Raw genomic sequence first — 14242 nt, forward strand, 5'->3', positions numbered from 1 at the left:
TACCAACCTTTTTTCCTTAACACTGAATTTATTAACAATTTTTGCTTGACGGATAAAGCTTATATAACTACATTTGTAGTTAATACACCTACAAATGTAGTTTAAATAAGAAATAAAGGATTAATAATGAAAAATATGCGTAAAAACCTAATCGCTGTTTTAGCCATTGCACTGCCATTTCAAGCCGCGTCTCTAAACTTATTAAAAGCTAACGATGATTTTAAAGACAAGCAATATGACTTAGCATTTCAAGAATACAAACAAGGGGCGCAAGTGGGTAATTCTCACGCTTATTATCAGCTTGGTGTTATGTATTCAAAGGGATTGGGAGTAGAGCCTGACTTAGTAAACTCTATACTTTATTTCTCATTGGCAGCAGAACAAAATTATAGTCAGGCGAATGAAATCTTGGACTTGATGTTGTCAAACCTCGACACAAACCAATTGACGGAAGTTCATGCATTATTGGATGAATTTAAACAAAATCAAGATGTATTTACTCAACAATTTATGCCCGAAATCATTGAAGAAAACTTGGCCCATAAGGTTACTTTTGATGGTAAACCTGAACTAGAAAAAAAGTTTTTTATTGACCTAGATGAAGAAGAACTTGGAATTAGTCCATATGGAGGATCTGGCAACTCTGTAGGAGAAGGTGGAGTAGAATCCTTCGGCGGAATAATAATCTCTAAACCCGCACTATTAATTGTTGAAACTGATGTAGCAAGCGACGGCTCAAAAAGAAATATTCAAAAGTTGCAAAAGCATGGATTAACTAGAGGATATTTAGACAAATACAAACTTTTTCCAACTGCAAAACCTCAATTTAAAGGAAAACCTGTGGACTTTGTGACACGCTCGTACATGGGAGTCGCAGCTGACGATGCTTTTGCATTCGTTGATCAACAGCCTCGTCTGTATGGTGATATACGCAAAATTGTTCGAGCAGCAGAAAAAAGTGATACTTTGGAAGAGAAATATCAACACGCCATTGCAATGACAATGTTCCCCTGGCTTGAAAAACAACCCAATCAAGCCGAAAACCTAATGAAAAATTTGGCATTACGAGGGCATCCGGCTGCCATGTATGAATATGGATTTATGTTATACACGAAACAAAAGGACATTCCAGAAGCGGTCAAATGGATCACTGAAGCCAGTAAGTATGGATTAGCTCGAGCAGAATACCGTTTAGGAAAATTACTCACCTCAAGCCCTTGGGTACAATCAGATGAGAAAAAAGCCTTGTTCTGGTTTGAATCAGCCATGGAAAAAGGCCACGATGCAGCCACCTTATATGCGGCAAAAATTAAATTAACCTCTCAAGATCCAACATTAAAAGATGTTGCAGGCGCAATAGAATACCTAGCATTAGCTGAAAAACCTCAGCGCCTTAATCCAGAGTATTTCCATTTACTGGCGCTTTCTTACAAAGACAGGCCTGCTAGAGACTTTAAACTTGTGATTGATAATTTAGAACGCGCTATATGGATGGGAAATCAAGCCAACTGGGATACCAGCGAATGGCAAGACTTACTCAGTCAATTTACCACAGGTAAAGTCACCATAGCAGATTCTTAATCTAGAGGTTATGACTTAACTAAAAGTACTTCACAGCGTTTGTCGCTATACCAATTCCTAAGAACATATGGCATTCTCAACCTATGTTCTGTGGTTATTGTTCATCGCGACAAGCGCCAATTACCCTAGGGAAATAATGAAATTAAGCAATTTTGAATTAGATGTAATGCAGCATTTTTGGCAACAGACTCAATGCGGCGCAAAACATATTCATCAAGAGATTAGCCTGACTAAACCTGTCGCTTACAACACAGTGAAAACAATAGTTGATCGGCTTGAAGAAAAAGGCGCAATTAAGCGCGTTGGTAAAGACGGTAGAGCCATATTGTACCAAGCTGCTATCAGTCAAAATGATTTGACGCCAAGTGCCGTACCTAGTTTTATACAACGATTTTTTGGTGGCAGTGCCAGCGGTTTAATCACTCACCTAATAGACGACGATAAACTGTCTGAGAAAGACATTGCATATCTAGAAAAATACCTACAAGACAAAAAGGCAAGCAAGGATAAATAACTAATGGACTATATACTCACTAATATTTTTATCACGCTAATTATGTTAGCTACAGTTAAATTAATTAGTCAGTCTCCCGCTAGATTACAATTAACCTTATTAATGTTAGCGGTAATCAGCTGGTTTATTCCTTGGCACAAGATAGAGTTTTTAAGAATATACTCTCAAGACCTATTCACAAAAACCATTGAAAATCTATTTCCACAAATTAACGAATATTTACAGACCAATAAATTGGACACTCCACTGTCATTAAATGCTCCAGCTGCCCCGACTTTATTAGAAAATATTCAACAAACTTTTTATTCACCTTACTTCGAATATTCGCTAATTATAATGTCTTGCATAGGATTAGCCTGGCTGGTAGTCGACATTTCACGCTACCAGTTGTATCTATCCAAACTAAATAACTCCGCTAAAGAAAAAAATAGCCTACTTGAGCAACAATACTTTTCTAGCACTATCACTTTTCGCCGTAAACTTACCTTGAAGACATCACCCTTGGTACCAACCGCAATGGCAACAGGTACATTTAAGCCTACTATTTGGTTAAATCAAGAAACCGTTAACTCACCTCAGATTCACTCTATTTTGTTACACGAAATAACACACTTACAGCAACTAGACCCGACCCTAAAGTGGCTAATATTGTTGATTAAACGTTTGTTTTGGTGGAATTCACTTGTTCAAATACTACTAAAAAAAATTGATCTACTGATTGAAATGCGCTGCGACCAACACTGCTTCAGTGTTAAGCAAGAAAAATATAGTGTTGATTTAGCCGAAATCATTTTGAATCATCACAAAAAATCACAAGCATTAGATATAAAAGTGAGCTGGTTAACGTCCATTACTAGCCAATCAAATGCCAATATGGCACGGATCACCTCCCTTAAAATAGAAAAAACAATGAAGGCCAGATTTGTTACTTTGGCAATTTTTGGCGTGTTGCTAAGCTCTATGGTTTGTACGCAAATAAATAGTATTTCGATAGATAGTGTTTCGACAAACAGTGTTCAATTACAAAATACTCAAAAACTAGATCTAAATGCAATGGAACTTAATCTCCAAACACATAGAGCTAAGTTAAAAAAGTTTAAGATTTATCTAGCAGAAACAGAAGTCAATACTGATTATAACCGTCAAATCAACCAACTTGTCTCCTTAAGTAAAGATGCCTTAAACAGTGACAAGAATGTGGTCGACAACATATTTAACGAGATTGAAACTTGGGTGGCAAAGCGTGCACAGCTTAATCAAAACCAAGAAAATAAACTGATGTTTCATACTTTTGCAGTGCAAAATTTTCTTTTACAACAACAAGGCAAAAGCGAGCAAATAATCGACCTTCTGGTCAATAGGTTTGGTTCATTAGATAGATTACCTAAAGCCTATTTGAACAGGGCAGCGACTGCTTTATTGCAACAGCAGCAGCCAGAAAAAGCGACACAAGTATTAAACCAATTTAACTTTAACGATCCTCGAATTGCCATTGGTAATATTTACCTAGCGGTTGAAGCTTACATGTTAGGTGGTGAATACGAACAAGCCTTGCAGTTACTTGAAGATCGTTTAAATAGGGATAGCGGGCGCGATACACAGCGTTTGCTCACCCTTAAATACCAAGTGCTCAATTACATTGGTTCAAGCAAGGAAGCAAATCAAATAAAACAATCATTAGCTAACTATCACAATATACATAAAGTTCGTCATCGCGACTTTAGTGTCCCTCAATTAAGAGTACATTGGGCTCCTGTGTTAGATTATATTTGACCTGAGTACAGTCTGAGTATTTACAAGTGTCTGAGTTAATCTAACTCAAACACTTGCAGATATAAGGCTCTTTTGTCACCTGAACCCGCTTGTTGCTTTAAGTAGAAGTAAACTTTTCCATCAAAAACGCGTACTACGCCTTTATCAAATTTGGGGCCTGTTTGATGCTGGTACATTTGTGTAAACTGACTTGTGCCGCCGGGTGTTTTGACAATATTCACTCGGCCATCTATTAAACCAATCACATACACATTGTTACCTGAGGTATAAAGTTGGTTACCACCGGTATATTCGACTGTTGTAAAGTTTTTGTTGCCCGCTTTACGGTATGTATGCAGATTCTTAATGACATTAAATTCTTTATCCTGGATCTGGCTAACAAAGTGTTCATCGCCAGCATCTGTCACTACAAAATCAAACCCATGCACGATAGACACTTGGTCTTTTTTGGTGGTTTTTACCCAATCACCAGGCTCAACTATTTTGATTAAATCAGCTTGAGAAACAGGTAAGGCTAAGTCTTCTCCTTTTGCCGTTTTCCATGAAGTTACTCCAGTAGGATCGTTTGAATAAGCGTAATAAATGCCATTTTGATACTGATACTTATCGGCGTTATTTTTTGAACGTCTTTGAAAGCCAATTCTAAATTTACCACCTGTATATTTGAAATCTCCGTACAAACCCCAGTTGTGTTCACTACCATGTTCAGAAGCCATAGTACGGTTGAAGTCATGGTAACCATGCCACTGTTTTCCATCATATCGTGCGAACAACATTTTACCGTTTGCAGAATAACCAAAACGCATCTTCATAAATAAGTTGCCGTCTGCCCCAATAAAAAATGCAGGGTAGGTGAGTAGTTGAGTGGTTTCGATATCGCCAATGCCAGCAAACTCTAAATGTTTATAATGTCCCGCTTTAGAGTTCACAAATTGCTTTAAGGTAAACTCTTCATCTGTAACTGTTGCAGCACCTTCAATGGAATATGAATAACGTAAATAATCGTCAGCAAAAGCAGCGACATTGCCATTACGATGCATATCGTACAGTAGATGAATAGTATCGTTTTTGGGGCTAATTCCGACAGCAATGGTATTGTGTGATTCACCCAACCACCACTTACCTTTGAAGCCAGTGTGCCGGTGCGGAAACTCGATGGTTTTTAACACACCGGTTTGGGTATTTAAGCGGGATAACATAACGTGACGATCTTCAATGCCCCCGCGATACCAAGTCATAAACACAAAGTGCTTATAGACTTTTATGCAGTCACCATGAGGTGATAACGCATTACCAAAAATATAATCGTAACCGTTAGGATTAGGAGGATTATTGGTCTGCTTAAAACTGAGTTTGTTACCATCAAAAAACATGGCTTTATCGGTAATTTTTGTCTCAGATAAAAAACCTACCTTTGCATACAGTGAGCCATGAAATAACGCAGTTATTCCGACTAGTGTAATGAATTTAATGGCATGACTTAAAGGATTGGGCGTCATTTTAAAACTTTTCCTAGGTTTTAGGGATAATATAAATAGGCACTTAGCCCGGCTGATAGCAAAAACACACTTACTGCAAGATACATAGAAGCGAATCGTAATCGAAATGCAGGCTGGCGCTCTAGGATTTTAAAGCCTGTGATCATGGCCTTAACTAAGTTATCCCGCTTAACTAACACATAAAAAAACACAGCAACTAAATGCACCCAAATAATCGCCACTAACAAGTCAAAGTTTAATCCATGTAGTTGAGTCAATCTATCTGATGTGGCTTTGCTTACATAGTCTGATAAAGCACCACTAAATCCTAAATCGTTATTGGCTAATAAACCAGATATAAGCTGAAAGCCAATCACCAGCATCATGATGACTATCATCCAACCACCGGCAGGGTTATGACCAATTTTATGATGAACTTTAAGTTTTAAAGATTTAACTAAATACTGCAATGCTGAAATTGGGTGAGTGATAAAGTGGCTAAACCTTGCCGTGGTTGAACCAACAAATCCCCAACAAACCCTAAACACTAATAAAGCAATTAATGTATGTCCGGCAATTTCATGTAGTTCTATTAAGCGATTTTCTATGGTATACCAAGCCGCAATAATATTGATGACTAATGCCCAGTGAAATAAACGAGTTGGGCTGTCCCATATTTTAATTTTTTTCATCAAACTATCCTTTATTCACACTAACGAGTCTGACATCTCGTTGCTTAAATGCTGCTCGTATTTCGTCTGTGAGAATTGATTTGCTGACAATCACAGTTTGCAAGTTTTCAAGATCCAATAACTCAACTAAACGACTACTGGTGATTTGTGTGCCACTTAAATTAATAACGGTGAGGTTTGGCATTGTTAAAAATTTGTCGATTGAATTGTCACTGACCAGAGAATTTGCAAAATGTAATTCAGTTAAGACAGGTGCAAGGGGCATAAACTCACTGACTGTTTTATCAGTGAGTTGCTGGGTAATCGAAAAACTTTCAATCACCACTAAGTTTGAGGTTCTGGCTTGGTAATGCAGGACATGAGGGTAGCGTTGTTGTATGTCTTTAAGTGTCTTGGCATACGCTGCACGATCTTTTTCAATTTTCTGCCAATCAATATCCGCAAACTTAATGACCTTGGCTTTAGCCGGAGCTTCAGGAAAGTCATCTTCAGTTAGCTCCCCTGAACCGCCTTTGCTTAACCAAAGTTCAATCAAAGCGAGTTCAGATTCAGTATGACGCTCGCGACCAAATGGAGGCATGGCCAGTCGATCTGTTTCGGGCAAGCGCATTCTTTCTAGTAATAGATTATTGTCGGCCACTCTAAGGTCGGCTTCGCTTCTGCCTGAGAATGTAAAGTGACGGTAGCTGTCTAACCTTAATTGCCCTTTGTCTTTGTTGCCGTCGTGACATGCGGTGCAGTATTTTTCAAATATCGGGTCTATTCGACTATTGTAAAACGAATCATCAGTAGCCTGAAGAGGAGCGCTTAGTCCCAAGGTTTCTTTAATATTTTGCGTCCAACTAGGCTGAGCCTGAATATATAATACTAGCCATACAATGCTTAGTCCTGTTACGACTAAAAAGTAGCCTTTGGGGCTGATTGTTTTTGTCATTGTGTTTACTATTCCATTAACTCAATATTTGCGACACGATATGGGCTTCTTCAACACCGGTTAAGCGTTGGTTGAGTCCTTGGAATCGGTAGTTCAAGTCGTAATGATTAAAACCGAGTTGATACAAAACGGTGGCATGAAAGTCAGCTATTTCAACTTTGTCTTTGGTAATTTCGTAGCCTATTTCGTCGGTTTCGCCATGAGTATAACCACCTTTAACACCTGCTCCTGCCATCCACATTGTGTAAGCATCAGGATGATGATCACGTCCAGCAAATGGGGCGTCTTGTCCACCTCTATTTTCTAACATAGGGGTTCGACCAAACTCGCCGCCCCAAATCACTAAGGTGTCTTCTAACATACCTCTTTGTTTTAGATCTGCTAACAATGCAGCCATAGGTTGGTCTGAGCCTTTACACAAATCAACAAAACCATGATGCAATGAGCCGTTTTTACCAGAACCATGTGAATCCCAGCCATAGTCAAACAGCTGAATATAACGCACACCGCGTTCGGCCAATCGACGAGCCACTAAACAGTTGTTAGCAAAACTCGCTTCGCCGGGTTTGGCTGCATAATTTTCTAAAGTTTGTGCCGACTCTTTTTGGATATCGAAGGCATCAGAGGCCTCTATTTGCATGCGATAAGCCATTTCGTATTGAGAAATACGGGTTAAAGTTTCCGGATCACCAAAGGTGTCGTAGGTCTGTTTATTCACATCTGCAATGGCATCCAGTACTCGCCTACGTAATGAGCGTGATACATGTTCTGGGTTACTTAAATATAAAACTGGATCACCTTGAGAGCGGCATTGTACTCCCTGATAAACGCTTGGTAGGTAACCTGAGCCCCACAACTGTTTACCGCCATCTGGCGCATTGGAGCCGGAGAGTAAAGACACAAACCCTGGTAAGTTTTGATTCATGGTACCTAAACCATAAGTCGCCCAAGCACCCATTGAAGGTTTACCTGAAAGCGCTGACCCAGTATGCGCCAGTATTTGAGCTGGAGCATGATTAAACTGATCGGTTTTCATCGATTTGATAAAACACATATCGTCAACATGTTTGGCTAAGTGGGGCATTCTGTCAGAGACCCAAGCGCCTGATTCACCATGTTGTTTAAACGGAAACTGCGGTCCAAGTAGTTTGGGCGTACCAGAGATAAAGGCAAATTGTTTACCTTCTAAGAATGATTGTGGCGTGTCTTGGCCATTATATTTTTCGAGTACGGGCTTGTAGTCAAATAATTCTAATTGACTGGGCGCACCTACCATATGCATATGAATTACACGTTTGGCTTTAGCTGGATATTGCGGAGGTAAAGGCGCTAAAGGTTCGGTTAATGGGCGACTAAAGTCTAGTTTTTGTCCCGCTGCTAAACTTTTTTTAGGCATTAATGATGCTAAAAACGCTGCCCCCGCTAAGCCCCCACTTTGGGTTAAAAAAGCACGACGGGAATTGAGCTCTAATTGTTTGTATTTTAGCTGCTGTAATTCAGCTTGGCTAGGCATGGCTTGGTTGCCAGTACGATTGAATAAGTTTTTCATGGGCTACCTTTTGCTTAGCGGGTGAGCGCAATATCTAAGTTCAATAAGATGGAAGCCATAGCTGTCCATTTAGATTCTGTGGCTTGTTCGCCTGTCAGCTCTCCAGAATTTCGTATGTCGTCATCGATTTTGCCAAGGGCAACAATTAAACGCTCAAGCTCTTGAGTTTTTGGTTGACGAGACACCACTCGCTTAAAGCCATATTCAATCGCCGTAGCATCTTTACTTGTTGTTTGTTTCGCTGACATAAGTTTTCCCAGTGCTTGCGCCGCTTCGTGATAAACAGGGTCATTTAAGGTTACCAAAGCTTGCAAAGGTGTATTGGTGGGTAAACGTCGTTCGTGGCTTATTTCTCGAGTTTCCATATCAAAGGTTAAAAAGCTGGGATACATAAAGGCACGTTTGACAAAAGTATAAATGGCTCTGCGATAGCGGTTTTTATCTGTTGCGTCAGTCCACTCTTTGATTTGTTTTCCTGGATGTCCCCAGATCCCTTCTGGTTGAGGTGGCATAACCGGCTCGCCACCAATTTTATGCACCACTAACTCACTGGCAACTAAGGCTTGGTCGCGGATCATCTCCGCGCTTAACCTTTGCCTTGGGCCGCGAGAAAAGAGCTGATTTTGTGGATCAAATTCTAATACATCAGCTTTGATGGTCGCATCTTGTTGGTAAGCGTGACTCATCACCATAAACTTCAACATGGCTTTCATGTCCCATTTTAGATCATCTTGAAATTTAAGGGCTAACCAATCTAACAGTTCAGGATGAACGGGCAGGGTACCTGCGCTACCAAAGTCTTCCAGTGTTTCGACTATACCAATGCCAAAGAGTCGATGCCAAAGTCGGTTCACAGCCACGCGAGCGGTTAGCGGCTGGTCAGGTTGGAAGAACCACTGTGCTAGGCCTAGGCGGGTTTGTTGTTGATTAAAATCTGGGAATATGGCTGGTGTGCCTGGCTTTAATAAATCTCCCACCTTAGCAATCATATTACCACGATTGAATTTCGCCATGCCTCGATTATCCCATTCATCTTGTTCAAGAATAACGGGCATTGCATAACCATCAATTTTACTTAATTGTTTAGATAAATCGCCATATTGTTTGATGTTATTGATACGCAAGTCACTAGCTGCGTACTCTGGCCAGCCTTGATAATTAGTTGCTTCAACTTTAACTCTATGCAGACGAGCCAATAATACATCGCCGCCATATTTCTGTTGCATTTGAGATACTTCAACTTCGATTCTGTCACCTTTAGCCAGTTGCAATGGTTCGGCTAAAACCGCTGTACTCCAGCGCGGTAAATAAATGCGATGGGCTAGCCAACCTACTCCTTGTCCTGTACTCAAACCGTCATGATCTTGAGCGAGTTGCGATAATTTAGTCAGTTGATTGTCCATAACTTCCGTTGAATTGGACATAAATGTGTTGATGGCTAACTGACGTTTTTGACCCTTTTTATTGACCACATAAATTTTCACATCGTCAATTTGTAAACGTGCCTCTGGGGTATGCCTTGCTTTGATTGGATCTTGTGGCATAGCGGTCAAGCGCACTGAACTTATAGTTTTAGGCTTATTAACAGGCTCAGTGGTGAAATGATAATATACGCGTGCTTCGTATTTTCCAGAGTCAAAATACTCGCCATCTTTGACCTTAAATTCACGCAGACCTTGTTGTTTTAATTCAGCTAAGCGCTTTTCGCCTACCTTTATCAATTCTACAAAGCGATAGTTGGGCTTTTGACCTAGGGCTATTTTTTCAGCATTGGTTTTTTGCATACCACTGATATATTCATGTAACCCTCTATATTCATCACCTGTAGCCTTTTCAATGGTGAGTTTTTGCCAAGGGGATGTCGAATTGTCTGTCTGTTGGGATAACACAAATGCTTGATTAGCTTCATGTTTCCTAATGGCCGTCATTTTCTCTTGCATGTCAAAGGCTGATTGTTTTTGTTGCTCTTTTTTAGCCAATTTATACAGAGGTTTGTAATCTCGGTAATCTGAATCTTTAGTGGTATTAAAAAAGCTTAAGGATTGATAATACTCTTCATGTTCAATTGGGTCGTAAGGGTGTGAGTGACACTGTACACAATTCATGGTCATGGCATTTAACATTGACCAAGTGGTAGCGCTTCTGTCCATTACAGCGACCATACGAAACTCTTCATCGTCTGTGCCGCCTTCGCTATTAGTTGGGGTTTGACGATGAAAACCACTGGCAATTACATTGTCCAGAGTACGATTAGGCAATAGGTCACCGGCCAATTGCTCAATAACAAAGTCTTTATAAGGCTGATTTCGGTTTAGCGCTTCAATAACCCATTGTTTGTATGGCCAGGTTTCTCGGTATTCATCACGAGTATAACCATGGCTATCTGCATAGCGGGCTAAATCCATCCACATAGCGGCCCAACGTTCACCGTAACGGGGCGAGGCTAATAATCTATCGACTTGTTTTTCAAAGGCATTGTCGCTGGTGTCAGCTAAAAAATTGTCTATTTCTGCTGGGGTAGGAGGTAAACCAATCAGATCAAAGGAAACCCTTCTGAGTAGCGTGCTTTTATCTGCTGCGCTAGTCAGGCTTAACGGCTGGTTTTTGACTTTGGTTGACTCTAACTTGGCTTGCAAAAAATTATCAATTTCATTATTGATAACCTGAGTATTGCTGACCTTAGGTACTTGATGAGTTTGGGGTTTGATAAAAGCCCAATGTTCTTCCCACTGCGCGCCTTGTTCTATCCAGTCTCGCAATAGCTGTATTTTTTCTGTTGATAGAGCTGGCGCTTTGTAAGGCATGCGCACGTTAGGATCAGTGGCTTCAACACGAGCGATAAGTTCAGATGCATCTGGATCGCCCGGTACTATGGTTAAACGACCAGAGTGTCCGCGACCTAGAGCTTCTTCTCGATAAATAAAAGATACGTTGGATTGTTTGCTCACCCCACCATGACAACCGGTACAACTCTCATTTAAGATGGGACGAATATCATGGTTAAATGAAATGTTTTTAGCATTATTGCTACTACTGGCAGAGTGTTTGGAGCAGCCAGAAACTAACAAAGTTATTGTTAAGCCGGTTAGTAGGGCGAGGGTCATTTTCATTTTGTTAATCCGTTAAATCAAAGCGCACAATACGACCTGTTTTATTCCATTCAGTAATAAACAAATTACCTTTATGATCAAACGTAATACCATGTGGCGCGGTAAATACACCTGATTTCCATTGGTCTGGCGTGGTAATGTTAGTGTTTATCAATCCTTTTACTTCGTTAGTGCCTAATGTTCTAACCGTTTTTCCGCCTTTATCTATTAAGCTGACTCGGCCACTTATCTCGGCTACGGCAGCCATGTCACCATAAAATGCCACGGCACTAGGACGACGTAAATTGTCGGCATAAGTGCCAATTAATGCGCCATCTAAGCTCATGTGCACTAAACGACTATTTTTACGATCGGTACAGACCAAACGATTAGGTTCAAACCTTGGGTCAATATGGATTTTGTGACAGTTATCAAACTTGTACGGAGAATCTTGTCCACCAAAGGTGGTTAAATAATGTCCTTTAGCATCAAATTTATGAATGTAATCTAAGCTGTAACCATCTACTACATACATGTTTCCTTGGTTGTCTACGTCTATGGCGGTAAGTTTGAGCGGGGCAAGGCCAGGCTTGTTTACATCTATTTTATGGTATGCCTTCGGGATAAGTTTAGTGGCATCTAATGTAAACAAACGTTGACCATCTAAGGTCATTTTGATGATTTCTTTATTTACCAATGAAGCGCCATAAATATACTCTTTACCATCTTTATCTAGATGAATGACAAAGCCATGAAAATCATCTGATGCATTGGCTACCTCGCCAATACGATGACCTTGTGCTGAATATATGTGAATGCCACCTTTTATTTCAGGAGTGCTCATTAAACTAAGATAGAATTTTCCATCTTTGGCTACATCAATTTCACCATGAGACTTGCCTATGGCTTGTTTTCCATTGGCTAAGTCTACCCAACTTTTAGAAACTTGATAATTTGTGGCACTTGAATGCTCATGATCATCATGTGCGTAACCACTATGCGCAGAAAACATAAGCACGCTTGTGTAAAAAGCGCGTAAAAACTGTCGAGAAACGTTCATGTCTCTATTGCTCCGTATGTGGTTTAAGTTCTGACAAAACGGGATCATGGGTGTTTTGCATTTTTTGACGAATAATGCGGTCGAAATTTGCGATGACGTGCCGGTGTTTTGCAGACAAGGTTTGTTTTATTAAGTTTGTGGTTTCTTGTGGATCATTGACCAAATCATAAAATTCATCTCGGCCTGTATTTTTGAAATCTCGAATGAGTTTATGTTTTCCATCACTGTACATGCGCATCTGAGTCAATGATTGATGCAAGGTAGTATAGGTGGCGTAATAATCAGTTGATAAAATCACATTTTCGTCTAAAAAAGCAGGCACAAAGTTTTGTCCCCGTATGATGTTATCTTTGGATATTTTGCCTTTGGCTAAACTGACTAACGTCGGAAACCAGTCTAAATTAGACATGGTGGATAGGTTCACCGAATTCGCTTTAATCACATTAGGCCAGCGGACAAGGGTAGGGACTTTAATGCTGTTATCGTACATATTGGGTCGTTGACCAGTGGGTATGTTGTCGGTACCTGCTGGGTTTTCATTTAGTAACCAAAACCCATTGCCTTTATGCCACATGCCATTGTGAGCAATGTTGTAACCGTGATCTGAAGTAAACACCACTAAGGTATTATCTGCTAAACCAAGGTGTTTAAGCTCAGCCAACAGCCTACCCATATTTCGATCAATGCCTTTAACACTAGACAAATACTCGCGCATTAATTGTGTGGCTCTTTTGGTGTTAAGCCCTGGGTAATCCGGATGAGGTAATTGAATGTCCATGTCTGCAAATGGCGCGGCATCTTCTGGTGCCACAGGTAAAAAACGATAATGGGGGGCTCGTAAGTGCAAAGACAAAGCAAATTTATTGTCTTGATTACGCTTTAGAAATTCTACAGCATAGTCAGTCAGCACATCTACGGTTAAGCCTTTGTGTTTGGTTTCTACTCCCTTAACCTCTAATAAAGGGTTAGCTGATGCCGCGCCACCTTCCCTAAAACCTGTAAATTCATCATAGCCATGCTGAGTAGGGTGAAATTTATCTTCTTTACCTAAATGCCATTTACCAATAATACCTGTGTGGTAGCCCGTGTTTTGTAATACCTCAGGCCAAGTTTCGTATTGACTGTCAAGGCCTAAACCAAATTGATGGCCCGTTAGGGTTTTGGCTTTAGGGTTTATATTAATCCAGTCATCAATACCTAATTCATAACCATATTGCGAGGTTAATAATCCCGCTCGAGATGGACTACATACGGGAGTGGTAGCGTAAGCGTTGGGTAAATACAGACCTTCGCTAGCAAGCTTGTCTAGATGAGGTGTAATCGCTTGTTTATTACCAGAATGCCCCAAAGCCCATGGTGCTTGGTCGTCAGTATAAATAAATAAAATATTTGGCTGCGGCAAGTTGACATCTTGTAGGTTGATTGATTTTTTGACATTTGCATTACTTTGCATCGCACAAGCTGAAAGAAACAGGCCGAGTAGCAAAGCGAGTCCACGGTATAAAACAGTTAAAGTCATGAATATTGAAATAATTGTTATTGATGTGAAATGATTGTAAATGAATTGATATG

General features: G+C 40.2%; 10 protein-coding genes. 3 read left to right on the forward strand and 7 right to left on the reverse strand.

All coding sequences use genetic code 11. The features are described 5' to 3' along the window. Positions 1-126 precede the first annotated feature (126 nt). The 3 genes from L0668_RS12050 (at position 127) to L0668_RS12060 (ending at position 3868) form a co-directional block, all read left to right on the forward strand. Positions 127-1581, forward strand: coding sequence for a tetratricopeptide repeat protein (locus L0668_RS12050; RefSeq protein WP_235312884.1), 1455 nt, complete (start codon positions 127-129; stop codon positions 1579-1581). Between the two features lie 136 nt (positions 1582-1717). Continuing rightward, on the forward strand, positions 1718-2095 hold the full coding sequence (locus L0668_RS12055; protein WP_235312885.1) for a BlaI/MecI/CopY family transcriptional regulator: 378 nt from the start codon (positions 1718-1720) through the stop codon (positions 2093-2095). A gap of 3 nt (positions 2096-2098) precedes the next feature. After that, the gene (locus L0668_RS12060; protein WP_235312886.1) at positions 2099-3868 is read left to right on the forward strand and encodes a M56 family metallopeptidase; all 1770 of its coding nucleotides are present in this window, start codon (positions 2099-2101) and stop codon (positions 3866-3868) included. A 35-nt stretch (positions 3869-3903) separates the two neighbouring features. Here the strand turns inward: L0668_RS12060 and L0668_RS12065 are convergent, their stop codons facing one another. From L0668_RS12065 to L0668_RS12095, 7 genes are read right to left on the reverse strand one after another with little or no spacing between them, the layout of a single operon-like run. Beyond that, positions 3904-5367, reverse strand: a complete 1464-nt coding sequence (locus L0668_RS12065) for a BNR-4 repeat-containing protein (RefSeq protein WP_235312887.1) — start codon at positions 5365-5367, stop codon at positions 3904-3906. 20 nt (positions 5368-5387) lie between these two features. Further along, positions 5388-6038 carry a cytochrome b/b6 domain-containing protein gene (locus L0668_RS12070; RefSeq protein WP_235312888.1) on the reverse strand — a complete coding sequence of 217 codons (651 nt, stop codon included), beginning with the start codon at positions 6036-6038 and terminating at the stop codon, positions 5388-5390. Between the two features lie 4 nt (positions 6039-6042). Continuing rightward, positions 6043-6972, reverse strand: coding sequence for a c-type cytochrome domain-containing protein (locus tag L0668_RS12075; protein WP_235312889.1), 930 nt, complete (start codon positions 6970-6972; stop codon positions 6043-6045). Between the two features lie 16 nt (positions 6973-6988). Next, the gene (locus tag L0668_RS12080; protein WP_235312890.1) at positions 6989-8521 is read right to left on the reverse strand and encodes a DUF1501 domain-containing protein; all 1533 of its coding nucleotides are present in this window, start codon (positions 8519-8521) and stop codon (positions 6989-6991) included. 14 nt (positions 8522-8535) lie between these two features. Further along, positions 8536-11631 (reverse strand): PSD1 and planctomycete cytochrome C domain-containing protein, encoded by a 3096-nt coding sequence (locus L0668_RS12085; protein ID WP_235312891.1) that lies wholly within the window; start codon positions 11629-11631, stop codon positions 8536-8538. A 4-nt stretch (positions 11632-11635) separates the two neighbouring features. Continuing rightward, positions 11636-12670 carry an NHL repeat-containing protein gene (locus L0668_RS12090; RefSeq protein WP_235312892.1) on the reverse strand — a complete coding sequence of 345 codons (1035 nt, stop codon included), beginning with the start codon at positions 12668-12670 and terminating at the stop codon, positions 11636-11638. A gap of 4 nt (positions 12671-12674) precedes the next feature. After that, a complete protein-coding gene (locus tag L0668_RS12095; RefSeq protein ID WP_235312893.1) occupies positions 12675-14189 on the reverse strand; it encodes a sulfatase family protein in 1515 nt (504 codons plus the stop codon). Positions 14190-14242 lie beyond the last annotated feature (53 nt).

It is taken from the genome of Paraglaciecola algarum (genome assembly GCF_021532655.1).
Classification (GTDB): Bacteria; Pseudomonadota; Gammaproteobacteria; order Enterobacterales; family Alteromonadaceae; genus Paraglaciecola; species Paraglaciecola algarum.